This window comes from Leptospira selangorensis (assembly GCF_004769405.1).
In the GTDB taxonomy this organism is placed as follows: domain Bacteria; phylum Spirochaetota; class Leptospiria; order Leptospirales; family Leptospiraceae; genus Leptospira_B; species Leptospira_B selangorensis.
In genome coordinates this window covers 223,266-245,676 of sequence record NZ_RQES01000012.1, presented here as the reverse complement: position 1 = coordinate 245,676, position 22,411 = coordinate 223,266, and the positions used below count along the sequence as shown (strand labels likewise).

At 39.9% G+C, this 22,411-nt stretch carries 23 protein-coding genes and 1 riboswitch; of the genes, 11 read left to right on the top strand and 12 right to left on the bottom strand.

The genetic code is table 11. From position 1 onward, the window contains the following. Entirely contained in the window at window positions 1-1,848 is a 1,848-nt protein-coding gene (locus EHO58_RS09165; protein ID WP_167483204.1) for an SLC5 family protein, read from the bottom strand. Between the two features lie 118 nt (window positions 1,849-1,966). Here EHO58_RS09165 and EHO58_RS09160 point away from each other — a divergent pair, with 118 nt between their 5' ends. Then, on the top strand, window positions 1,967-2,365 hold the full coding sequence (locus EHO58_RS09160; protein WP_100723019.1) for a SufE family protein: 399 nt from the start codon (window positions 1,967-1,969) through the stop codon (window positions 2,363-2,365). Between the two features lie 5 nt (window positions 2,366-2,370). Here EHO58_RS09160 and EHO58_RS09155 read toward each other — a convergent pair whose 3' ends face one another. The 4 genes from EHO58_RS09155 to EHO58_RS19555 form a co-directional block, all read right to left on the bottom strand. After that, window positions 2,371-2,925, bottom strand: a complete 555-nt coding sequence (locus tag EHO58_RS09155; protein ID WP_135679714.1) for a TPM domain-containing protein — start codon at window positions 2,923-2,925, stop codon at window positions 2,371-2,373. A 5-nt stretch (window positions 2,926-2,930) separates the two neighbouring features. Beyond that, a complete protein-coding gene (locus EHO58_RS09150) occupies window positions 2,931-3,827 on the bottom strand; it encodes a TPM domain-containing protein (RefSeq protein WP_135679713.1) in 897 nt (298 codons plus the stop codon). 14 nt (window positions 3,828-3,841) lie between these two features. Continuing rightward, entirely contained in the window at window positions 3,842-4,453 is a 612-nt protein-coding gene (locus EHO58_RS09145) for a LemA family protein (RefSeq protein ID WP_135628700.1), read from the bottom strand. A 74-nt stretch (window positions 4,454-4,527) separates the two neighbouring features. Next, window positions 4,528-4,665 carry a hypothetical protein gene (locus tag EHO58_RS19555; RefSeq protein WP_165780177.1) on the bottom strand — a complete coding sequence of 46 codons (138 nt, stop codon included), beginning with the start codon at window positions 4,663-4,665 and terminating at the stop codon, window positions 4,528-4,530. A 141-nt stretch (window positions 4,666-4,806) separates the two neighbouring features. Between EHO58_RS19555 and EHO58_RS09140 the strand changes: the two genes are divergently transcribed. Further along, a complete protein-coding gene (locus tag EHO58_RS09140; protein ID WP_135628699.1) occupies window positions 4,807-6,537 on the top strand; it encodes a SpoIIE family protein phosphatase in 1,731 nt (576 codons plus the stop codon). A 57-nt stretch (window positions 6,538-6,594) separates the two neighbouring features. Here the strand turns inward: EHO58_RS09140 and EHO58_RS09135 are convergent, their stop codons facing one another. Together EHO58_RS09135 and EHO58_RS09130 are read right to left on the bottom strand one after the other, a co-directional pair. Then, window positions 6,595-7,539 (bottom strand): DMT family transporter, encoded by a 945-nt coding sequence (locus tag EHO58_RS09135; RefSeq protein ID WP_135679712.1) that lies wholly within the window; start codon window positions 7,537-7,539, stop codon window positions 6,595-6,597. A gap of 19 nt (window positions 7,540-7,558) precedes the next feature. Then, the gene (locus tag EHO58_RS09130; RefSeq protein WP_244241118.1) at window positions 7,559-8,146 is read right to left on the bottom strand and encodes a hypothetical protein; all 588 of its coding nucleotides are present in this window, start codon (window positions 8,144-8,146) and stop codon (window positions 7,559-7,561) included. A gap of 203 nt (window positions 8,147-8,349) precedes the next feature. Here EHO58_RS09130 and EHO58_RS09125 point away from each other — a divergent pair, with 203 nt between their 5' ends. The 4 genes from EHO58_RS09125 to EHO58_RS09110 all read left to right on the top strand — a co-directional run bounded on the left by EHO58_RS09125 (window position 8,350) and on the right by EHO58_RS09110 (window position 11,135). Next, the gene (locus EHO58_RS09125; protein WP_135679710.1) at window positions 8,350-8,844 is read left to right on the top strand and encodes a hypothetical protein; all 495 of its coding nucleotides are present in this window, start codon (window positions 8,350-8,352) and stop codon (window positions 8,842-8,844) included. Window positions 8,845-8,886: 42 nt separating this feature from the next. Further along, window positions 8,887-9,630, top strand: coding sequence for an LIC_13076 family protein (locus EHO58_RS09120; RefSeq protein WP_135679709.1), 744 nt, complete (start codon window positions 8,887-8,889; stop codon window positions 9,628-9,630). 131 nt (window positions 9,631-9,761) lie between these two features. Next, window positions 9,762-10,301, top strand: coding sequence for a hypothetical protein (locus tag EHO58_RS09115; protein ID WP_135679708.1), 540 nt, complete (start codon window positions 9,762-9,764; stop codon window positions 10,299-10,301). 240 nt (window positions 10,302-10,541) lie between these two features. Then, a complete protein-coding gene (locus EHO58_RS09110; protein WP_135679707.1) occupies window positions 10,542-11,135 on the top strand; it encodes a hypothetical protein in 594 nt (197 codons plus the stop codon). Between the two features lie 4 nt (window positions 11,136-11,139). Here EHO58_RS09110 and EHO58_RS09105 read toward each other — a convergent pair whose 3' ends face one another. Beyond that, complete coding sequence (locus tag EHO58_RS09105; protein WP_135679706.1) at window positions 11,140-12,009, bottom strand: class I SAM-dependent methyltransferase; 870 nt, start codon at window positions 12,007-12,009, stop codon at window positions 11,140-11,142. A 157-nt stretch (window positions 12,010-12,166) separates the two neighbouring features. Between EHO58_RS09105 and EHO58_RS09100 the strand changes: the two genes are divergently transcribed. Both EHO58_RS09100 and EHO58_RS09095 read left to right on the top strand, forming a co-directional pair. Next, entirely contained in the window at window positions 12,167-12,679 is a 513-nt protein-coding gene (locus tag EHO58_RS09100; RefSeq protein WP_135679705.1) for a hypothetical protein, read from the top strand. A gap of 63 nt (window positions 12,680-12,742) precedes the next feature. Continuing rightward, window positions 12,743-13,789, top strand: a complete 1,047-nt coding sequence (locus EHO58_RS09095; protein WP_167483203.1) for a CapA family protein — start codon at window positions 12,743-12,745, stop codon at window positions 13,787-13,789. A gap of 248 nt (window positions 13,790-14,037) precedes the next feature. Here the strand turns inward: EHO58_RS09095 and lsa26 are convergent, their stop codons facing one another. Next, window positions 14,038-14,778 (bottom strand): surface adhesion protein Lsa26, encoded by a 741-nt coding sequence (gene lsa26, locus EHO58_RS09090; protein ID WP_135628690.1) that lies wholly within the window; start codon window positions 14,776-14,778, stop codon window positions 14,038-14,040. Between the two features lie 216 nt (window positions 14,779-14,994). Next, window positions 14,995-15,169, top strand: a riboswitch (cobalamin riboswitch). 26 nt (window positions 15,170-15,195) lie between these two features. Here lsa26 and EHO58_RS09085 point away from each other — a divergent pair. From EHO58_RS09085 to EHO58_RS09075, 3 genes are all read left to right on the top strand, one after another. Beyond that, window positions 15,196-17,298 carry a TonB-dependent receptor gene (locus EHO58_RS09085; protein ID WP_135679704.1) on the top strand — a complete coding sequence of 701 codons (2,103 nt, stop codon included), beginning with the start codon at window positions 15,196-15,198 and terminating at the stop codon, window positions 17,296-17,298. 1 nt (window position 17,299) lies between these two features. Then, complete coding sequence (locus EHO58_RS09080) at window positions 17,300-18,460, top strand: YncE family protein (protein WP_135679703.1); 1,161 nt, start codon at window positions 17,300-17,302, stop codon at window positions 18,458-18,460. A 95-nt stretch (window positions 18,461-18,555) separates the two neighbouring features. Next, window positions 18,556-19,194: an ankyrin repeat domain-containing protein gene (locus EHO58_RS09075; protein ID WP_167483210.1), complete on the top strand. Its 639-nt coding sequence runs from the start codon at window positions 18,556-18,558 to the stop codon at window positions 19,192-19,194. 28 nt (window positions 19,195-19,222) lie between these two features. On the opposite strand, the gene EHO58_RS09070 is transcribed toward EHO58_RS09075, so the two are convergent. From EHO58_RS09070 to EHO58_RS09060, 3 genes are read right to left on the bottom strand one after another with little or no spacing between them, the layout of a single operon-like run. Further along, window positions 19,223-19,840, bottom strand: coding sequence for a tetratricopeptide repeat protein (locus EHO58_RS09070; protein ID WP_135679702.1), 618 nt, complete (start codon window positions 19,838-19,840; stop codon window positions 19,223-19,225). After that, window positions 19,837-21,198, bottom strand: a complete 1,362-nt coding sequence (locus EHO58_RS09065) for a Kelch repeat-containing protein (protein ID WP_135679701.1) — start codon at window positions 21,196-21,198, stop codon at window positions 19,837-19,839. The genes EHO58_RS09070 and EHO58_RS09065 overlap by 4 nt, the downstream gene beginning before the upstream one ends. Next, a complete protein-coding gene (locus EHO58_RS09060) occupies window positions 21,195-22,061 on the bottom strand; it encodes an LA_3334 family protein (protein ID WP_135679700.1) in 867 nt (288 codons plus the stop codon). The genes EHO58_RS09065 and EHO58_RS09060 overlap by 4 nt, the downstream gene beginning before the upstream one ends. Window positions 22,062-22,411 lie beyond the last annotated feature (350 nt).

Genomic DNA, 22,411 nt, shown 5'->3' with positions numbered 1-22,411 from the left:
TTAAGAAAATATAAAGTATAACCAAAGGGTCGCAGAGATCAAAAGTCCTGCGGCCCATATATCATTCCTAAAAAATGCCCTAACTCTATACTTCTTAGGGAAACGTTTCGTTTTATATAAAGAGATCCCAAAAAAGAATAATCCTGAAAATGCAAAGCTTGTCCAAGCGCATGTTTTAGCATTTATACCCAATCCTATCCTGGAATATACTAATAGTCCGAAAACAAACAAAAAGAGGAATGTTAAGTAAAAAGTCTTTGTTGGAATTCCGACAGAAAACCCAGGTCTTGATTTGTTTTCACTTTCATCCTTAGAAAAAATAAGGCTTAATAGGATCTGAGACAATATCCCGAAAATAGAAACGATAAACACTCTATGCAGAAAATTTAATTTTTCTCCGAATGCGGATTGAATTTCAGGAATTCCGGAAGCGAGGATCGAATAAATAAAAGGTAAAAAAATAGATAAGATCGGACAGATCAGTATTGTGACCCATGCCGCTTTTGAATTGGATCTTTTCCAGAAAACTCCTACCAGAAATACGGAAAGTAATCCTAAAGTGAAATGAGCACTTTGCCCTGAGATCTCTAAGAAAAAATTCCCTTTAGAATTTGGAGTATAAGTGAATAATGCTAAAAATATAGTTAAGAAGGAGAAGAAGAGCAAAAACATTCTTCCTACGCGAACGGCTTCTTCATCTTCTAATTTTTCTCCTAGGAACTTTTTTCCTAAAGGGGTCTCTTTTATTTTGGTGTAAAAATCCACAGTGAATAATGTGGATGCCGAGTTTAACATAGAATCCACGGAAGAAAAAATAGCTCCTAATAAGCCAGCGAGTATCAATCCTCCAAAGCCATAACCGCTTGGAACCACTAAAGATACTAATCTAGAAAATGCTTCGTCAGGATCTACTTCAGAGATTAAGTTCGTTTGATTCCAAAGATGATAGGCGGCAACTCCAGTAAGAACTGTAAAAAACGGAATTATTAAAGTTAAAAAACCATCTCCTAAGATCCCGGCCCTGGCTTCTCTTAGACTTTTGGCTCCTAAAGTTCTTTGGACAACATATTGATTTGTCCCCCAATAGAATATATGCAGAAAAAATAATCCAGTCAATGCTCCTGTCCATGGAAGAGAGGAATGATCGCTTGGTAAAAATAGATCCATTCTTTTTTCGGAGGCGACGGCTATAGCTTCCTTGGTCCATAAACCTTCCCAGCCTCCTACTGCAGGGTGTTGGATTGTGAGATAGGCGAGTAAAACTCCGGCGAGTAATATCAGAATGGATTGGATTACGTCCGTATAAACAACCGCTTTTAATCCACCAAACCATGTATAGGCGGTAGAGAAAATTCCGAGTAACAGTACACCTTCTGCGTAGCCTAAATTCTCCCAGCCTAGGTCTTTCCAGAAAGGTAGAAGTGATCTTGATCCGATATATAATCCTGCCGCCAATTGGATCGCGATCAATACCAGAAGTATTCCGGAATAGAGTAGTTTGGAAGATTCTCCGTATCTATTTCCTAAAAATTGGGAGAGAGTGAAAATTTTTTTCCTTCTATATAATGGAAGAAATATATAAGAAAGAAGTAATAGAGCAGGAATAGCTCCCCACATATAATTACTTTGTGCAAAACCTACCGAGTAACCTATTCCTAACATCCCAACGATATGGTTTGCTGAAACGTTTGTTCCGAAAAGAGAACCCGCAACTCCCCACCAAGGAAGGGATCTTCCTCCTAAGAAATAATCTTCTCCTGAGTTTTCTTTTCGGCCTACGTAGAATCCAACTCCTAAGACCAAACCTAAGGTTGATAGAAAAATGACTGCGTCAATATAGTTAAACACTGTATGTATCTCGAGAACCAGCTTTCATAGGGTTTTACTTAACACAAGTATTCCAAATTATTTTGTTTCCGGGGAAACCATGGTTTTTAGCCTAGAAGAAATTAGCCTGAGGGAAAAAATGCCGACTCTGGAAGAAGCTCAAAAAGAAATTATCGCCGAGTTCTCGGAAGCTGCAGACTGGGAAGAAAGATACCAGATGCTGATCGAGATAGGGGACGAGCTTCCTGTTTTGGCCCCGGAATTAAAAACGGAAGATAGATTGGTCCCAGGTTGCCAGTCCAGGGTCTGGGTCGTTCCGGAAGAAAAAGAAGGCAAATTATTTATCCAAGCGGATAGCGATTCTGCGATCACAAAAGGAATGATCGCATTACTCCTAAGGGTTTTTTCAGGAAGAACAAAAGAGGAGATCAAGTCTGCATCTTTGGAATTCTTAAAAGAGATCGGCTTGGATAAACATCTATCCATGAGCCGTAGAAACGGTCTTTATTCCATGGTGAATAAGATTAGAAGTTTCTAATATTTCTAACTTATATAAGGTTCGTTTGATATCTCGTTCGGATTTTCCTTTCTCGCCGGGAAATGTTTACTTAATTCTTCAGTTAGCTCTTTAATCCCGATAAGTACCGCATTCTTAGGGGCACCGGACTTGAAACCTTCTCCTATTTTTGTGGAGATCAGATTCAGTTTTTCCTGTCCTATCTTTTTGTAGATCCCGCGATCAGCCAAGGTCACAATTTTCTTTTCGGAAAGAAGAATATAGATCAATATTCCAGTATTTTCTTCCGTATCCCAAACTTTTAAGAAAGAAAACATTTCTAAAGCTCTGTCTCTTGCAGTTTTATTCGAGAATATTTGGAAAATTGGGATCTTTGTTTCTACTGCTACTTTTAATTCACCTCTATGGGTTTTTTCAGAATTTGCAACTGCAGATGTGATCTCTCTCAGATCTTTGGGACTAAAATATTTTCGTAATAAAGTAAAACCTGATAAAGGACCATTTCCTATTCTAAATAAGTCAAGGAATCCGGCTAAAATATTGCGTATAAGTCTTTCGATTAAAGAAGGATTTTTGCTCATAAGAATTACCAATCCGAAGAGGATCCTCCTCCGCTAAAATCTCCGCCACCGCCGCTGAACGAATCACTTGAAGATGATGAAGAACTCCAACCAGAATCGCTGGAACTATAGGAACTCCAAGAACTTCCCGACCATCCACTTCCTCCGCCGGAGCCTGGATTTTTAGCCGCAATATAGATGATGCATAGCAGTATAAAGAAGATCACCAAAAGTGGAAGCATTACTTCTAACGAAAAACCTAATAATCCTCCCACCCAATACCCCGCGTACGTCGCGACTCCTGCCTGGAGTAGGCTGAATAACTTTTTAAATAAGAATCCAACTGCGATCCCTATTGCGATCAATGCACCTATATATAGTCCAAAATTATCATCTTCTGCCGACCCGCTTGATGATTCATAGCTGGTTGAACTTGGTTCAGGTAATTGTTCTCCGTCTATTAGTCCTAGGATTTTTTCTATTCCTTGGTCAATTCCGTCAAAATACTTACCTTCCTTGAATAAAGGCCTAACGTATTCTAACTGTATTCTTTTGCTGACTACGTCCGGTATGGCTCCTTCTAACCCTCGCCCTATCTCGAAACGCATTTTACGATCGTCTTTTGCGACTAAAAAAATAACTCCGTCTGCAGTTCCCTTTCTTCCTATTTTCCAATCTTCCGCAAGGCGAATGGAATACTGTTCTATGGTCTCATCTCCAGTTGTTGGAATGATGACCAAGACAACCTGACTTCCTTTACGTTTTTCGAATGTTTTTAATTTATCTTCTAAATTAGAAACTTCTTCTTCGTTTAATGTAGAAGTCAGGTCCGTGACTCTATGGACCAATTTGGGAATAGGAACCTGATCCGCGAAAATCCCGGAACAGAATAGTAAAATTGGAAGAAAGAGGTACCTTCTCATCTGAAATCCGGTTTTTAGAATTGGACTTGAGGAGGTTTAGAAATTTCTTTTTCGTTTTCTACGCTGAAATTCGGTTTTATATCATAGCCGAAAATTTTAGCGGTGATCACGTTTGGAAATGTTCTCACTGTGATATTATACTCTTGGACTGAAGTGATATATCGATTTCTTGCAACGGCGATCCTGTTTTCAGTACCTTCTAATTGAGCTTGTAGCCCGATAAAACTTTTGTCTGATTTCAGGTCAGGATATTTTTCTACTACCACCATCAATCTGGATAGTGCGGAGGTCATTTGTCCTTGTGCCTGGTTGAATTTTGCAAACAGTTCAGGATTATTTAATACTTCGGGTGTGGCCTGGACGGAGCCCACACTAGCTCTTGCCCTGGTGACCTCGATCAATACTTCTTTTTCTTGAGCGGCGTAACCTTTGACTGTATTGACCAGGTTGGGGATGAGATCCGCTCTTCTCTGGTACATATTAATTACTTCTGACCAAGCAGCTTTTACCTGCTCATCTTGGACTTGGATTGTGTTATAGCCGCATGCATTTGTGAAAAACAGAGTCAGACCGGTAAAACCGATCAGAAAACTTTTACGGATCCGAAAAAAATCGCCTTGGGACATTCCCACCTCCGACCAGCGGAATTCTGTAAGGAAAACGTCCCTTGGCAATCGGTTTTTTCTGACAACATTCTGTTTTATGCCGCCTCTTTTGGGAAATTTTCGTGTTTTTCAAGGGCTCTTTTGCGGATTTCTTCGATGAGTTTGTCTGCGAGCATTTCGGCAAGAGCAGATATTTTTTCTTGGTTGATCGAGTTTCTATATTCGGTTTTCATTGGCGCCTCCTTGTGGTCCGTATATAAAAATACAGCGGGCCCCGGACAAATTGGGTGGGCAGAAAATAAAAAAACCGGGAAAATTCCCCGGCTGTCTCACCCGATAATAAATAGAAAAATGGCAAGGGCCGCCTGGTACGAATGGAATTGGATTACAAAACCCGACTCGAGGAAATCGAGAAGGTAGACGGTTATTTTCGCAGGTCTCCGGAAGGGATCTGGTCCTACGAGTTGGATTCTCCTTTAGACACCACTCTTCCGATCGAGGAACAGTGCCGATTGATCTATGAGAATGCAAGGCTTACTCATTGCAACGATACCATGGCCAGGATCTATGGGTATCATAACGCAGAAGAGATAAAAGGTGTTCTTTTAAAAGATCTTGTTGGACCGACTAACAAGATGAATATGTTCGGCATTAACGAATTCATTCGTTCCGGTTATAAGATACACGATAGCGAATCCGAAGAGATAGATCTAAGAGGAAAACGTAAATATTTTCTAAGCACTGCTTTGGGAGTAGTGGAGAATGGGTTTTTACTTAGAGCTTGGGGAGTGCAGAAGGACGTAACTTCCATTCGTGCCGCAGAATCCAGGCTGAAAAGAACGATCGCTTTAGAAAGTTTACTCACCCAACTCTCCAGATATTTTTTAAGTGTAGAACCCGGAAACACAACGGACGCAGTGAACCACGCTTTAGGAGAACTTGGAAAATTCTGCGGAGCGGATCGAGCGTTTTTATTTTTATACACTCATGCAGGTCTTACCATCTCCAATACGAATGAATGGTGCGCGGATGGAATAGAACATAGGATCCATCTATTACAAAATCTTCCTATAGAAACTTTTCCAAAATCGGATTACGATACGATTAGTAATAAGGGTCATATCGTTTATGATTCTTTGGATAATGTTCCTTCTACACATGCTTCCTTACGGAATCTTTTGGAAAGAAGAGGAACTCGTTCTTTAGTAGTGGTAGGTCTTTCTTCCAGGGACGAAGAGCTTGGTTTTATAGGATTCGATTCCGTAAAGGGCCAAAAACTTTGGACGGAAGAAGATATTTATGTTCTGAGATTAGTAGGCGATTTGATCGTTCTGGCATTCGATAGACAAAAAAGAGAATCCGATCTGAATGATTTTTATGAAAGAATGAATCATGATCTGGAATTAGCACGCCTCACACAAAGATCCTTAGTTTCCAGAGAATTTCCTAGTTCACCTTTTTATAAAATGGATAGTTATTTCCGCCCATTCGAAAAAGTGGGAGGAGATATCATAACGTACATCCAGCATGAGAATGGTGTGCTGGATATATTATTCGGAGATGTTTCCGGTCATGGGATCTCTTCCGCAATGGTTTCCGGAATGGCCGTTCTTTCTTTTAGGCATCATGCAAAGGCAGGCCTTTCTCCTGCAGAAGGTATCCAACAATTCGTAAAAGATCTAAAACCTATGGTAGTGGAACATCATATCGCTGCCGTATGGGCCAGATTTTTTCCTTTAGAGAAGAAGCTTGTCTACTCTTATGCGGGTCACCCTCCTATTGTAGTGTTTAGAGGGGAAGAGAAGATGGAATTGAAAGGTATGAACCTTCCTCTTTTGATCTTCGATTCTATAGAATATTTCAATGAATCCATTAAATTACAAAAAGATGATAGAATAGTATTCTACTCGGATGGGATGTATGAGGTATTCAATGCGGAAGGTAGGATTTTGGATCTTCCCGGTTTTCAGGACATTCTATTTCAACATAGAGATCTTGGGAATTTAGATGAATATTTAGATCAGGTTGTCTCAGATGTGTTCCAATTTTCGGAAGGTGTTTTCGGAGACGATATGGCAATGCTTGTTATCGATATTAAAGGGTAGTATTTTCACACGAAGCCGCGAAGATAAAATGGATTTCGCTTCAATTGTGCGAATTCATTATTCCAAAACTTTTTTCTTTCTTCCTAACAAAAATACTCCAGAAAGAACGATAACGGTTCCGACCACATTTTCCCAGGTGATGATCTCTCCCAAAAGAATTGCCGCTAAAAATAAAGTAAAGACAGGGCCGACACTTCCTGCAATGGACGCCTTATTAGAACCTATCCTTTGGATACCGGCTGTAGTTAAGAATGCAGGTAATACTGTTGTCAAAAACCCTAAGGCAAATCCGTAACCATAAACGGGCAAAGGTTGTTGTATTAGGATCTCATAATTTTTCGTGAAGAAAAAATGAATGAGTACAAAAACTCCGGACCAAATCATCAAAAGTGCGGTGAATTTTCGAGAACCAAGTTTCGGGATCATTTGCCCGCTTCCGATTAAATATACTGCGTAAGCCAATGCGGAAAGAAACACAAGGGTTGCCCCGATCCAAGCGGATTTTCCTTGGGCTTCCGCGTCTGGTAAAAATGCCAATAGTATGCCTGAGTATGTGAGGGCAACGGAGTAGATCTCGATCTTGTGAACCTTCTTCTTTAAAAAAACAAAACCTAAAAGAAGAACAAGTGCAGGGAATGTAAATAGGACCAGTCTTTCCATCGAGGCGGATAAGTATTCTAAACCCCAGAAATCGAAAAAGCTAGCCATATAATAACCGATGAATGCGAGTAAAACTACGATTCCATAATCTTTCCGGTTGATCGGTTTGTTTGAACTTTTACCGGATTCTCGGTATAGAACAAATGCGAAGAACGGAATGGCAAATATCATTCTGAGTGCAAGAACCGTGACTGAGTCTATTCCAAATTTATAAACTAGTTTTACGATCACTCCCTTGGAGGAGAATAATACCGTTCCTGCCAGAGCGTATAGATAGCCCAAGGTTTCTTCGCTGAATCCTAAGGAGAAATGTTCTTTAGTTTTCTCGGAAGTTTGGCTCATTCTTCCAGGTTTTTATACGCTAACGTCCTAAAAAGAAATAATTTAATTGTTTCCTAGAAGTGATAAACCCTCCTCCAGGATAAGTAGCGGGGAAAAAAGAATCTCCTGCGATTTCCGAGGTTGTTTTCAGTTCTTTGATCTGCCCATAACATTCTGAAAGATAGAATGCATGTCCGCATCCCAATAAATGATATCCTTCGTGAACAATCGTATTGGAAGCTCCTCCTACGAGTAAATGTCCTAGAGATGCGGTATGAGCTAAAACAAATCCTCTGGTTCCGGTGGGACTATCCACTGCTCCTAAAACTTCGAATGTGGGTATAAAAAATAATGCCAGTATATAAGAAGCAAATTCGTACACAATGTCGGAGAATCTAACTCCAGCCAATGCTAAGATCCGATCACAACCTTCCGGAAGTTCCGCATTATATAGTTCTTCCATGATTGCTTTTCCAGTCCACCCTGGCCTTTGCCAATCCTTTACCTGAGCCACCTTTGCTTGCAAATTATATAAGATTAATTCTTCATTCCAAGAATCGAATAGATAATTCATTCTTTCCTTGGAGACATTTTCGTCCTTCCAGACACATACTCGGATGAATTTCATTTTTCCGTATTCATATGTATCTCTCACAGAAGACCTGTGAAATCCAACTGTGGTGCAGGAGCTTAATAGGATAAGGAGAAGGAAACGAATATGTCGCATGTTTGCAATTCTTTAGAACCTTAGAAAAACTCCTTGGAAAAGCAAGGACTTTCGTTCGATACTAGTAGAGGAAGCTTGTACCCGAACAGTCAAAGTTTTAAGCGATGAATCCTGCAAAACCGAAGAATAAAAAACAAATAAAGAAGGTCCCATCTCATAACAGATCTTCTTCTCCTTTATTCCTTCTCTTAGTAGGAATTCCATTCTGCTTTTTTTTGATAAGCGCAATGCTTGGTAGCGTATTAAAGTTAGATCGGGTAAGTTCGGAATCCGCATTTGAGAATAGATTGAATCCGATTGAAAAGGCTTGGAGAGGCCTGAAATTGAAAGTTTATGCCTATGAATACGGCTCGGATTATCGAAATAAGATCCCCGAGAACGAGGGAAGAGCCATGGGTTTAATACGCGAATCCATTCTAGAATCCACTCTTCCTAGATACCTTTTTCTATTTCTGGCAATCGCTGTACCATTTTACTTTTTTGTAAGGTTGTTTAAGGACAAACCGCAGAAGAAAACTTTATGGCCAGTGGCTTTAACCACAGATCCTAAGGTCAGAAAAACTTCTACACATCCTCCAAAAAAAATCGGACAGAATTAAAATAGATTTGATTACGTTATTATAGCGTTTTGAACATGTCGTATGCTTCCAAGTAGACGATATTCGAATTTTTGCAAAATTATTACCCTAATCGGTATAACCGCATTACATCTCCAAAACTGTACTTTAGATAAAAGAATAGAATTCGCAGGAGAGGATAAACTGGGCCTGGAAGCAGGGAGTAAACCCTGCGAAGAACTAACACATTATAATCGTTGGTTCGCACTTTATGGTCTATGGCGTATCCCCGGTTCGAGGGATATAGAGATAGAAAAGAAAGAAGGCAAGGTTTACTTCGCAGAACATTCAGTGAATGGATGGCAGGCAACTTTGAATGTGCTCACCGGTTTTTTCAGCACAGTTGTATTCTATAAAGTAACGGTTAATGAATGTGATTTAGGAACTAGATTCGTTCATAAAGACCAATACGAAAAATTCTTCGAAGAAGAGAAGGCTCGAGCTCATGCAGATTTCTTCTCCAAAACCGAAAAAGAATTGGAAGATGCTCTACGTAAGTATTTAGATAAAACTAGCCCGGCAGAACATGCAGGTAAAAATTACAGCATGATCATTCTGAGAACCGGTAAAACAACCGAAGCCAGAGTGGTTGGCCAAGATGTGGATTCCCTTAAACTAGAAACGGAAGATTCCAACGGGCAAAAACATGAATTTACTCTTTTAAAAAAGGAAGTATATAAAGTGATCTTTGCAACTAAGATCATCAAAGTAAAAGATACTCCTGCTACAAAAGAATCTGGCAAAGAGACAGGCAAAGAAAAACACTGATATTTACTATCGTATCCCTCCTATGAGGGATGCGGCCTCTCGTTTTTAGTCAATAAATTTATCTATTCTTAAAATCCTACTTGTGTATAGGCCCGATATTCGGCTATCATACTTGTCAGGGGAATTCTCCTATGCTGTCGTATCGTTTTTTATCCAATTCTATATTTTATAAATTTATAATATTCCTATTTGCGATCCTTGTTTTGGATTGTGGGCTTGCTTTAGGATACCAAGCCGAAGAAGAAGCTGCTCAAGCTTCCGAAAATAATAGTAATAGTCCGATTTTGGCAGCCTTAGGATTGAGTTCCGGAGGAACTTTGGGGGGAGGGGCGTCTTCCGGATTACTCACCTTTAGTCCTACTTCTCTTAATTTTAGTGCTTCTCAGAGCAAAGATATGTATGCACTTACCGTTCCGTCTTGGCCCGGTACTGGACCTGGGCAATTTGATTTTGACGTGGAGTGGACTGGAAATGGTGCGTGTTCAGCTCCGTCTCAAACATTTTCAGTTCCAGACGATGTCACATTTCCACTTTTACGTGCGGGTATCACCTTTTCTTGCGACGTAGCTGGAACTGGCCAATTAAGACATGTTATAACATCTTCTTCAGGAACGGGACTTCCTACTGTGGGTACAGTTATCGGAATTTTACAAGTAACCGTTACACCTTGATATTTCCGTTATATTCTAAAACGTAAGATTTCCTAGTCACTCCGAAACAAACAGTTATTATATCTCTTCGATTCCTTTAATTCGAATAATATTAAAAAATATGAATGTTCTACATCCCTCGAATGGGGGATGTGGAACTCTTCGTGACGGAAATTTTTCCAGGATCTGAAACCTGCTTGCTCGAATTCTCAGTCGTGGGGGGAGTATTCGTATTGTAAGTGAATTTGCGGGTTATCCTTTATGAAACGTTTTTATTCGATTTTCCCTATATATAAAATATTTATAATATATGTTTCCATTTTGACCTTAAATTGCGGTCTTGCTTTAGGATACCAAGCGGAAGAAGAAGCTGCAAAGGTATCTCAAGAGAACGATAATAGCTCAGTTTTAGCGGCACTTGGATTGAGTTCTGGAGGAGCTGGTGGAAGCACATCCACGATACTTGGATTTAATCCGAGCACTCTTAGCTTTAGTGCTGCATCCGGAAAAGGTCTCTATTCAATTGTACTTGCATCGTGGCCGGGTGGGGCAAGCGGTACTACAGTCGTAGGTTTAAATTTAGGAATGCAGGCCCAGGCCGCACCGCCTGGTGGTGGAAGCGGAGATTTTACTTTTGAGATACAATGGACCGGGAATCCTTCATGTTTGGCTCCAAGTCAAACATTTACGGTTGCTAGTGATGATCTCTTTCCATTGACTTTAGGTGGAGGAGGAATTAGTTTTTCTTGTAGCTTAAAGACAAGTGGTCTGTTTAAGCATGTGATAATTACTTCCAACGGAGATGGTTTACCGGTGGGTACTGATATCGGCGACCTTCAAGTAAACGTACAATAGACGCCTATCTCGCCACTCCGAAACAAACAGCCATCATATCTCCTTGGTCAAATTTTTTGACTGCCCAATCCGCTACTTTCTTAGAAGTTTTGTAGAAGACTCCGGATCCTTTTTTAGCAGTGAGTCCACTTCCATAAGAAATATGGCCGAGTGGGATATAACCCAATTCGTTTCCTAAAGAAATAATACCTGGCAAACTATAATAATAAAGATGTTCCGGAACATTTAGATATCTCCATTTAGGTCCCAGATATTTTGCAAGAACTCCATATCTACAAGTGGAAAGTATCATTCTTCCTCCCGGCTTTAAGTGTTTTAAGATTTTTTGAAGTGTTTCTTTAGGATGATGAAGATGTTCTATGCTTGCCCAAAGAGTGATCAGATCGAATTTTTCTTTTCCTTCCAAATCCCAGGTCAAAAAATCTTTTTGTTCCACATCTAAACCTAAGGTCTCTTTTGCAAAACGTACCGGACCACTTGCGATATCTAAACCCTTGGTTTTCCAATTTCTGCCTTTAAGATAATCCAAAAAATATCCTGCAGCACAGCCCACATCTAAAGCGGATCTTTCGGAACCTAATAATCTTTCCCAATCGAAGAAACCTAGATCCTTCAGATTTAGATTGAATACTCTTGCGATCTCTTTTTTGGTTTCTTCAGAATAATAATTATCATAACCTCTATCAGTTCTTTGGGTGAAGTATGAGTCTTCATAATACTTAGAAACTTCTTCCAAGCTTGGTTGAGGATTGACCTGGACTAATTTACATTTTTTGCATTCTACGATTTGGAAGATCTCTCCTTTGGGGCTGGCCTTGGAGAAGAGTGGGGTAAATTCAGAATTAGAACAAGTATTACAAGGGATGGATTGCATAGTATAAGGATCGGTGATTTGAGAGGTTTCCCGACATAAAATGGGGATCTAATCTTATTTTTAAGACTTGCTTTTTGGGTAAATTTATTGTTAAACGTAGAAGATGCTAATATCTCTTTGCCTCAGAAAAAAATTTATAACAAGTTTTATCTTCCTTATGCTCGTTGCCCATAACGTAAGTTGTGGACTCGTGCTTACAGGGACAGATGTGGGAAAAGAGTTTTTAGGTCTTTCAGAAGAAGAGAAAAAGGATCCGGAAAAGCAGAGAGCAGCCTTATTATCAGTGCTCGGAGTAGTTTTGAGTCCTTATCTTTTACAATTTAATCCTCCCGTCTTAACTTTGGCTCAAAACCAAAATGGTTCATTTACAGCTTCTATCAAAGCTCCTATCCCTTCCGAATGGAGCGGGAACTCGGAGTCTATTCTGCAAGCTTCTATGGATTATATAAATTGCCCTTCTCAGAGTAGTGAAAATTCTACTTCAGTCATGTTTTCTGGTTCAAATAGTTACGCTTCTCAAACTCTTTTTACCACGTTTTTCTCCGCTGGCAATTGCGTGATTGAATTCAGAGCTATCAGCACTAGTTCGGATATTAATCTTCCCGAAGGCTTCCTTGTTGGAGTTATTCCTGTGATAGTAACTCCTACTGCAGTTGTTGTAGGTCCCTAAGAAGGGGCTTTAACCTAAGAAAAACCGCTTTGCCAGGGATAGGGTTTCTAAAATCCTTCCCCTATGTATAGAATCCTTGCATTGTCCTTTCTTTTAGGACTCTCTCTTTTATTTTCCCAATGCCAGCCGATTGAATCTGTAGAACCTGAAACTTTGAAGATCAAAGCGGTGGGAGATTTGGTCATGGGAACCAATTATCCGGAGAATAAACTTCCTTCCGATCCTAGAAACACTTTGTTCTCTCAGGTGGAGCCTAGTTTGAGAGGGGCGGATATACTATTTGCAAATTTCGAAAGTACTCTGACTGATTATCCTCATTGTGCTAAAAATATAAATCGTCCTCTTATATTTGCTTTCAGGACTCCTCCATCATATGCAAAAATCCTAAAGGATGTTGGATTCGATATAGTTTCCATTGCGAATAATCATAGTTTGGATTTTCACCAACAAGGTTTCGAAGATACAGGTAAAAATCTCTCAGAAGCTGGAGTTAGATACACTGGCAAAAAAGGCGCGATCACTTATATGAACGTAAAAGGAATTTCAGTGGCTTGGATCGGATTCAGCCATATGGAAAGCGCTCATAATCATGTGAACCATATAGAAGAAGGTGTAGCTCTCGTAAAAGAAGCTAAGAAAAAAGCACAATTGGTTTTTATATCCGTTCATGGCGGAGCAGAAGGTGGACCTGCTTTACACGTAAAAAATGAACAAGAAAGATTTTACGGAGAATATAGAGGAAACCTAGTCGCTCTTTCCCATGCTTTGATCGATGCAGGTGCAGACTTATTTATCGGACATGGACCTCATTTACCTAGAGCATTCGAATTGTATAAAGGAAAACTGGTCGCTTACTCTTTAGGAAATTTTTTAGGATATAGAGTATTCTCTACGAAAGGATATGGCGGATATTCTTTGGTCTTAGAAGCAGACTTAGATAAACAAGGGAATTTTATTAAAGGTAAGATCCATCCATTACAATTAAGCCAAAATGGAATTCCTGCTCCGGATCCAGACGCTAAGACTACCGAACTGATCCAGTCTTTGACTAAATCTGATTTCCCAGGAAAAGGACCTAAAATCCAGTCCGACGGAAGTTTCCATCCTTAATTGAAACTATTATATGTAGGAGCTCCTACAAATTTTTCCTAAATTTTTAATTGTAAATTTTACAATTTTATGATATAGGGGAAAAGGCTTCTCCCACTAACCCACCTCCTCCACCCTGGACAGGGTGGGGGCCGTCTTCAAAACCATGTAGGAGCTCCTACAGAGATATTCTCGTAACACTCTAAAATAAAAAGGCCGATATAGGAACTCCTAGATCGGCCTTTTACTTAATAGGATCTTAATGTAAATTATTGGGTTTTGCCAGCCGGCTCCAGCGCGCCTGCAGGAGCTTTGAAGTTGATCTCATAAATATCATAATGAGAATCTCTTGCTCCAGTCACGTAAGCCACGGAAACACCTAAGAAATATCTAAGTCCGAACTTGAGAGTGTTTGTGGCGAAGGCCGCAATCTCTTCGTCGGTCACAGAGAAAGGATGCACTTTGTTTCTGGTCTCATCCAGATATAAGCCTTCCCAGGTTCCAATTAAGGTTCCCTTATATTCTAAACTTAGAATACGTCCAGTAACGGAAAAATTTCTTTTTCCTCCGGACTTACTTTTGCTTACAATCTTATCAGGAAGGCCTTTCGGTAGGGATTTTTCCTGAAGCTGAGCTCCTACCACTTCGTAGTCGGAAGACAATGCAAGAGGCTCTAATCTATGAATCCTATATTGGACTAAAATTTCCTGGTTTAAACTTTTGCTTAAGAAGTTCACTACATCTGCGTTTTCAGGACGTACGCTGAATTCGATCTTTTGTTTTGCCGGAACAAAACATTCGTCCTTCATTTCGTCGCAAGCTTCTGAATCGTTTATAGTATAAACTTCTAAAAGACCTTCGTAAGATTCAAAAATGACCCCTCTGCTTTCAAATTGGATCAATTTTGCAACTGTCCAACCTTCGGAATAAGTTCCGGCTGCTGATAAGGACGAGGTAGTTAAAAGAAAGATCCCTAATAAAAGAAATCTTAAGGATGGAATGCGTTTCATTCGAGTTCGATGCTCCCTGTTATGTAGGTAGACCCGAAGGGATTCCCTTCCGGTCGCGAATTCGTGAATCCTTTCCGGTTTTTATCTTACATCAAGAAAATATTTCTTTCTATTCTTGAAAAATCCACATGTAGGAACTCCTACAGGGTGGGTGTTCGTTACTCTGCGGTCTTGCGTAAGCAAGAGACGGCCAGACCTTTTTGAGATTGCCCCTCCGACTTGGGTTGGGAACCTGGTCTTGCAAGTAGATCGGAAAAGGGAATCCGGTGAAAATCCGGAGCTGTACCCGCAGCTGTAAACGCCTAAACGATCGGTCAAAACCACTGTCGAAAGACGGGAAGGGTCCGAATCGGGCGTGAGTCAGAAAACCTATCAGAGCTACTTTCAATTCTCTGGCTTTCGGGAGTTAAGGCCTCAATGTATAAAAGACCTAAACGATTTTCCAGGATACTTCATCTAGGGCTCTTTTTATTTTCCGTCCAAATATTTTCCCAAGAGACCCAGAAGACTGAAACTTCCACTGTAAAAGTAGTGGGAAAGACCGGTTCCAATTCTCAGCCTGAAAATTTCAGAAAGAACCCAACAGGTTTCCAGACTTCCATAGATCTGGACCAATACAATGCACGTTATACGAATCTTCCGGATGTTTTAGAAAGAGAAGCAGGAGTAAGGATCAGAAGATACGGTGGTTTAGGTTCTTATTCCACTCTATCTCTTAGAGGAACAAATCCGAACCAATCCAGGATCTTCATAGACGGAGTCCCCTTTAATAATTCGCAAGGGGGAGAAGTAAACCTCGCAGATCTTCCATTCGACAATTTACAAAGTATAGAAGTTTATAGAAGTGGCGCTCCCGTCGGATTTTCAGGATCCGCAATCGGTGGAAGTGTAAACTTAGTCACAAGAACAGGAAGCGGTCCTCCTAAAACTCGTGTTAATATAGGTGCCGGAAGTTTTAATACCGGAAAAGGTAGCATAACGCATACGGGAACTTATGGCGGAATTGGCACTAGTGTATTCTTGCTCGGCGAAAAATCCGACCAGAACTTTTCTTATCTAAACAATCATGGGACCTTACTCGTCAATCCTCTGGATGACACGATCGACAAAAGAAGGAACGCTCAATACGAAAGAACTTCGGGAATGTTAGGACTGAGCGGAGATATCGGAGCAACCAAGATCAAATTTTGGAATGATCTAAATTATAGATTTCATGGAATTCCAGGACCTGCAAGTAACCAAACTCAACAAGTTCATCGTAGGTATCTTAGAAATACTACTTCTCTCGGAACGGATACGAAAGGTATATTCGATGGTTTGCTCAGATTAGAGACTCGTGCTTTTACCTCCTTTACGAATGACGATCTATTCGATCCAAAATCTGAATTTTCCAAAGGAACTCCTAATTCCACCGCTTTTATGGGGCAGTCTGGATTCCAAATTACTCCCACACTATATTTATTAGAATATTATCAAATTCTGAAATTTCACGCCGGGATAGAAAGGGAAACTTTTGAAAGATCCAGAAGTACTCCTCAAAATATAGATCTAAAATACGAGCCCGGAAAAACAAGGACCTATACTACTTTTCAAGTAGAGGACGAGTTTCGATTTTTAGACGGGAAACTAGTTTTGACTCCTGGAGTTTCCTGGGATTCTTACAGAGACAAATTCCAGTCCGACGAACCTTGGTATAGAAAACAAGATCCGTTCGCTTCTGCCACAAAAACCACTGAGTTTTCGAATCCTAAAACGGGACTTCTTTGGAGGTTTTGGGAAAAAGAAAATTATTCTTTGGAATTCAAATCTAATATCGCTAAACAATATAGGATCCCGAGTTTTTTGGAACTATTCGGAGAAGTTGGAACAATCATCGCAAACGATTCTCTTAAACCGGAAAGAAGTGAGAATGGGGATGCGGGTGTCACGGGAAGATATAAAAACGGAGAACTCAAATCCAATATTACGATTTCCTATTTTAGAAAAAGGATCAAGGATATGATCCTTTTCATCCCTAATTCACAGTTTACCTTGAGACCGGAAAATGTGGATTCTGCAAGGATTGATGGGGCAGAAGTTTCTCATAAAACCGAATACAAGGGTTGGAAATTTTTATTAGAATATACCTACCAAGAAGCAATCAATACTTCTCCTGCACCTTATCTAAACGGTAAATATCTTCCTCTTAGGCCTAAGCATGAGATCTCCGGAACAATCGCGTATAGAGGAAAAAGATGGGAGCTTGGATTTGAAGGTGTGTATGTAGGAGCAGTTTTTAAGGATAGGACAAATGAATATGTAAATTACCAACCTGCTCGTCAGATTTGGAACGCATATCTTACACTTGTATTGTATTCTTCTCCCGAAGAAGAAGATCCCACCAAAAAAGGAGAAAAGACTCCGAGAGAACTTCTCTTAAGTATAGATCTTAGGAATATGGGAGATAAAAGAGTGGAGGATATTGTAGGATATCCTCTTCCAGGAAGAAATTGGTTTATCACCTTGAGTGGGAGGTTTTAAGATGAGATTTATATCACGAACCATTCTTCCTTCTTTGTTTATTTTCTTTTCCTTCTGCGGAGATATAGAAAGACCACCTTTATATACTTTATTTTTAACTCCGAACCTTCCGAATAATATCGGAGTGGTGACCACTGATTTTGCAAGTGGGGGCAGATTTAAGGTAGTAAATCCTGAACTTCTTCTTTCTTATCCCGGATTAACTCCGATTCATTCCGATGCTATCGCTAGATTCGGGAATGATAAAGTATATATTCTAAATCGTTTAAATAGGGATAGTGTCCAAGTTTTGGATCCCAATTTCGGATTCCAGACTATATCGGAATGGTCTATGGGTTCCGGCACAAATCCCGCCGATATTGCGATCCTAGGTCAGAACAAGGCTTATATATCGCTTTATGGGTCTAGAATATTAAGGATTATTCATCCTTTGACGGGAGCAAGTTTAGGGCAGATCGATCTGGGAGGTTATTCCGAACCGAGCGCGATCCCCGATAATCTACCTGAAATGTCCGGAATGCAGATCGTCGGCACAAGCCTCTTTGTAGTATTACAAAGATTGGATCGAAATGATCCTACTGGATATTTTCCACCGGGTCCTTGGGGATCTATTCTTTTGGAAATAGATACCGTAACCGATTCTATTCTTTCCTCTTATACATTTCCTGTTCCGAATCCGGTGGGCAAACCCCAGCTATTAGATCTTTTCGGAGAGACCCATATCGTTTTTGCCGCAGCAAATAGAATGGGTTTTTTGAGCCAGATTGACGGCGGGGTAGTGGCATTTAGGCTTTCTTCTCGGACTTTCCGCTCAGGCTTTTTGTTTTCGGAAGCTGCCGCTGGAGGAGATATACTCGGAGTGCAGGTCAAAAACGAGCAACTGGGTTACGCAAGTGTTTTGGATGCCTCCTTCAATAAAACATTACAAGTATTTAATCCAAGCACGGGCCAGAAGTTGGGGACTTTACTTTTTATTCCTTCCTCCTATGACGCGAGTTTGACAACGATCTTGCTTGCGGATGACGAAATACTTTACGTTTCCAATACCCAATTCTCTCAGCCGGGCGTTACAATGTTCGATACCGGAGATAATCGGCTTTTAACTCCTGCACCTATCTCTGTGGACCTCCAACCCTTTGATCTGATACAGCTCAAAGAATAATTCCGATCGAATTCTTTACTCTCGGTCGAAACCGGATTGACAAAGCACTAAAAGAATGGATGATCCTTCGTTGTTTTTCGGAGGCCTATTGCTTGATTTCCGATATGTTCCAAATGATCGCCGCAGGTCATAAAGCTCAAGTTATCTATTCATTGAGAGAAAGTCCGGATCTAGCCTCCAAGCAAAATCCGGAAGGGATCACTCCCGTACTATTCGCTCTCTATTACGGCAAAGAAGATATAGTAAATTCATATCTTACCTTAGGAATTCCGCTCAATCTATTCGAAGCGGCTGCTTTAGGACATGAGGAAAGAGTGAAAGAACTCGTAAACTCCAATCCAAGTATCGTTCATTCTTATAGCCCGGATGGCTGGACACCTTTACATCTTGCTTCCCATTTCGGAAAACTTTCCATTATTCAATTTTTATTGGAGAAGGGTGCGGACATACACGCGAAATCCAAAAGTAAATTATCGATCGGTAATACTGCATTACATTCTGCCGTTGCTTCTTGGAGAGCGGATGCGGTTGCATTACTTTTGGAGAATGGTGCGGATCCGAACTTTACACAAGACGGGGGTTTTTCTCCACTTCATATCGCAGCTTCCAGGCAGGGAAATGAACAGATCGTTTCTTTATTATTGAAGAAAGGTGCGGATCCGGATCTAAAAACGGAAGATGGAAAAACAGCCAGAGAGATCGCTGCGGAAAGAGGGGTCGCTTTTAGCGCTTAATTTTTGGGAAGTTTTGGGTCAGGTGATATTATATTTTTCTAAATATTGCAAATAAGATTATAATTTGTATTCCTAAAAGAAAATAAACCCAGTAAAAATTGATTTCATTTAGGTTTTCTTTAGAACGTCCTTGTCTTTCCGTTTCTAATTCACCTTTTAGTTTTTCGATTTCTAGGCGGAGAAGGTTGATACTGTTAGTCAGATCTTCCGTGTTTTTGTTGAATACATTTTGTATATAAGAATTGTTTCCTGAAGATATGGACGGTTTTTTATGTTGATGAGGACTATTTTCTAACTCCGCAAGTTCCTTTCGAATACTTTCATTTAAAGGCCATTTCTCATAAGCTTTTCCTAGATATTCTTTCGCCTTATTAAAATTTCCCTTTTTCTTTTCTTCTTTACCGATTCCGATCCAGGCTTGGGTTAAAATAAATTCAGCCTTAGAGTTAGAAGGATCCGATTCTAAAATGGAATTTGCTAATACTAAAGCTTCTTCGAATTGTTTGGATTCTAATAAGATGTTTCCTTCTTGGATCCATCTATCTTCTAGATTACCTTCTTCTGATAATAAAAATAAAGGAGAGATTAGAAGAATAAAGAACGTGATCATTCTAAAAATTGCCGATTTCCAGAACATTATTTTCATCTGTCGATCCGAATCGCTTTATGAGAATATCTCCTTCTTGGCATAGAAAGAGAATGAGTTGTCCAAGCGGAACCTAATGGATTTCCCGAATCCAAAGAATATACGGTGTTTTCAGGAATATTAATAGAAGAAGCTCCTCCAAAAGAAAAAATTTTACGAGTCTCATAGGAAGTTTGGACCGCAGGAAAATATAGAGAAGCAGGAAGGGTTGGTCCTAAAGAAAAGGAAGAAGAGCCCAATTGATAAAACTCGGTTCTGTTTGTAGGAATAATAGAAGTCGCAGGTTGGAATACATTTCCGGAACCTGTTGAACCTCCTACAACTGCAAAATAAACGCCGTCAGCCGGAAAGGGATCTTGGGAAGAAGGTAAAATACAAACTCCGGCAGCTCCATGTTTTGATTCTCCTAAACTAGGTTCGCTAAAAGAAGTAGTAGTATTTGCAGAAGCAGCAAAACCGTCCGTGCTTGAGTTTGCACTCCCACTATTGTAAGTCCTACCGCCGGTATAAAAAACTACACCGTTGATCGCACAACCTGCCATATCCACTCTGCTGAATATCGTGGAAGCAGAAGAGAAAGAGATCCATTGGCCAGTTATTCCAAGTTCCGGATAGAACTTTAAAATTGTATTAAATACGGGACCGTTCGTCATATCACTGGAATTGGAACCGGAAAGAATATAGATCTCATCTCCGACAGAACCTACCACTGCACCAATCGAACCCGAAGGCAAAGAAGATTTTGTTTCCCATACATCTGCATACGGATCATAAACTTCTACCTTAGAAGAAGAAACATAGGTCCCGGAAATATTTTCCATTCCTCCGATAATGTATATTTTGTTTTTATGATGAACGATCGAAGAGAAAATCCTGGGACTAGGAATATTCGTAATAGAAGAATACCAGGTATCCGTCACCGGATCGAATAGATCCACTTCTTTAATAGGGAGTCCGTCATTCGCAATTCCACCTAAGATCCAAATACCCCTTGTTTTAGGAGGATCGTTCGAGATCCAAGTTCTGAATTCTAAAATACTACCTTCTTCTATCTTTTGAGACCCGCAGGTTAAGATTACTCTATAAGAAGTATTCGCGCTTAAATGTTTCCATTCTAAAAAATGAGTTTTAGATGACTGGATACTAGGAAGTATTCCATCGTTTGTATACATTGTACCTTTTGCAGGATGAGAACAATTCCAGGAAAGAACTGCCGAATTAGGGCCTAATTTTGCTACAAATGCGAATTCTGCTCTGGCAGATTCTTCTCCTAAAATTTCAGATAAACCGGAGCCTGTGCAAAAGGATAAGTGTAAGGATATAGAAAAAATTATAAAAACGGAATATATTCTCCTCATATCGCAAACCCCCAGGAAAATCGGAGGCCGGATCTGCAAAAATTGGAACCTTCTTCTATACTACATTGGGAACGGATACCGAATCGAATGGAAGATCTGGACTCGGTCCGCCAATTCCAACCGAATTCAAAAATTAGATCAGGATTGGCCGAGGAGATCTTTTCGTCCCCGGTTCGAGTTAGATTACTGAAACCTGCTCCTAATAACCAATAAGGAGAGGAATTTCCGTAATATTTTCCTAAATAGGCGGATTGGCTCCAGATACTTAGATTTTCGTTCTTACCTTTTCCGATCGAAACCTCGGAAGAAACTCCATAAAACCAAAAATTTGAGCTCGCATCTTTTTCTAAAAACACACCTCCTCCGTATGTAATAGGAAATGCCTGTCCCCATGGACCCCAGGAATAATATCCGGAACCGAAAAAGCCGATCCTCCATTCTATTTGTTTAGAAGTTTCTAATAGATATTTTTCCGGAATGTTCGGAGGTTCGGAAGAGATCTCATCAAAATTATGAGAGAGAATTTTATATCTATCCAACTCGACAAAACCGAGTTCCGTTTTTAAGATAAGTTTGTTTTCCTTTTTTTCGATTAAAATGCCCTTTAGTTGGGTTCCATCCGTTAATTTGAATTCTGAATAACGATAAGAAGAATCCGGTCCCTTCTTCCTTGGATCGATTCGTTGGAGTTCTAACCTGGGGATCCTATATTTTTTCTCTTTCCAGGAAAGAAGAACATATTCCTGCTCTTCTGAAACTTCTTCCGCGATATAGGCATCTCCATTCTTGAATAATATTTCAGAAGCGAAAAGATAAGAAGGGAAGAAGATCCCGTAAAATACAAAGGCGAATTTTTTAGACATAAAACACGGGAGAAGATCTAAAAAGAAAATTCAGATCATCTATTTAGATGGGATGTGACTTCTTCGAGTAAAAAGAAAGAAAATTATTTTGAATTCCCATAAAATATCCCAATTTAGTATATTTTAAATATTGTATGTTCCTTTAGGGAACTTCTACTTTTTACCAAATTGGGATATCGATGCGGAATATTGATTCTAAATTCCAAAATACGCAATTAACGTGAATCCTGATTCAGGATATTTGAAAAAAGAATGTGGAGATTATGACTTTTAATATCCTAAATTAGGATATTTATGTTTGACATAGGAAATTTTAAACGCGTTAGTGCTTTTATATATAAAGATCACCT

What these genes read in the sequence shown, in the direction of transcription:
- EHO58_RS09060 (WP_135679700.1), bottom strand. Translation starts at nt 22,061, where the DNA reads ATGTCTAAAAAATTCGCCTTTGTATTTTACGGGATCTTCTTCCCTTCT.
- EHO58_RS09155 (WP_135679714.1), bottom strand. Translation starts at nt 2,925, where the DNA reads ATGAGCAAAAATCCTTCTTTAATCGAAAGACTTATACGCAATATTTTA.
- EHO58_RS09095 (WP_167483203.1), top strand. Translation starts at nt 12,743, where the DNA reads ATGTATAGAATCCTTGCATTGTCCTTTCTTTTAGGACTCTCTCTTTTA.
- EHO58_RS09125 (WP_135679710.1), top strand. Translation starts at nt 8,350, where the DNA reads ATGAATCCTGCAAAACCGAAGAATAAAAAACAAATAAAGAAGGTCCCA.
- EHO58_RS09150 (WP_135679713.1), bottom strand. Translation starts at nt 3,827, where the DNA reads ATGAGAAGGTACCTCTTTCTTCCAATTTTACTATTCTGTTCCGGGATT.
- EHO58_RS09145 (WP_135628700.1), bottom strand. Translation starts at nt 4,453, where the DNA reads ATGTCCCAAGGCGATTTTTTTCGGATCCGTAAAAGTTTTCTGATCGGT.
- EHO58_RS19555 (WP_165780177.1), bottom strand. Translation starts at nt 4,665, where the DNA reads ATGAAAACCGAATATAGAAACTCGATCAACCAAGAAAAAATATCTGCT.
- EHO58_RS09085 (WP_135679704.1), top strand. Translation starts at nt 15,196, where the DNA reads ATGTATAAAAGACCTAAACGATTTTCCAGGATACTTCATCTAGGGCTC.
- EHO58_RS09130 (WP_244241118.1), bottom strand. Translation starts at nt 8,146, where the DNA reads ATGAAATTCATCCGAGTATGTGTCTGGAAGGACGAAAATGTCTCCAAG.
- EHO58_RS09135 (WP_135679712.1), bottom strand. Translation starts at nt 7,539, where the DNA reads ATGAGCCAAACTTCCGAGAAAACTAAAGAACATTTCTCCTTAGGATTC.
- lsa26 (WP_135628690.1), bottom strand. Translation starts at nt 14,778, where the DNA reads ATGAAACGCATTCCATCCTTAAGATTTCTTTTATTAGGGATCTTTCTT.
- EHO58_RS09120 (WP_135679709.1), top strand. Translation starts at nt 8,887, where the DNA reads ATGCTTCCAAGTAGACGATATTCGAATTTTTGCAAAATTATTACCCTA.
- EHO58_RS09065 (WP_135679701.1), bottom strand. Translation starts at nt 21,198, where the DNA reads ATGAGGAGAATATATTCCGTTTTTATAATTTTTTCTATATCCTTACAC.
- EHO58_RS09070 (WP_135679702.1), bottom strand. Translation starts at nt 19,840, where the DNA reads ATGAAAATAATGTTCTGGAAATCGGCAATTTTTAGAATGATCACGTTC.
- EHO58_RS09160 (WP_100723019.1), top strand. Translation starts at nt 1,967, where the DNA reads ATGCCGACTCTGGAAGAAGCTCAAAAAGAAATTATCGCCGAGTTCTCG.
- EHO58_RS09110 (WP_135679707.1), top strand. Translation starts at nt 10,542, where the DNA reads ATGAAACGTTTTTATTCGATTTTCCCTATATATAAAATATTTATAATA.
- EHO58_RS09105 (WP_135679706.1), bottom strand. Translation starts at nt 12,009, where the DNA reads ATGCAATCCATCCCTTGTAATACTTGTTCTAATTCTGAATTTACCCCA.
- EHO58_RS09140 (WP_135628699.1), top strand. Translation starts at nt 4,807, where the DNA reads ATGGAATTGGATTACAAAACCCGACTCGAGGAAATCGAGAAGGTAGAC.
- EHO58_RS09115 (WP_135679708.1), top strand. Translation starts at nt 9,762, where the DNA reads ATGCTGTCGTATCGTTTTTTATCCAATTCTATATTTTATAAATTTATA.
- EHO58_RS09100 (WP_135679705.1), top strand. Translation starts at nt 12,167, where the DNA reads ATGCTCGTTGCCCATAACGTAAGTTGTGGACTCGTGCTTACAGGGACA.
- EHO58_RS09080 (WP_135679703.1), top strand. Translation starts at nt 17,300, where the DNA reads ATGAGATTTATATCACGAACCATTCTTCCTTCTTTGTTTATTTTCTTT.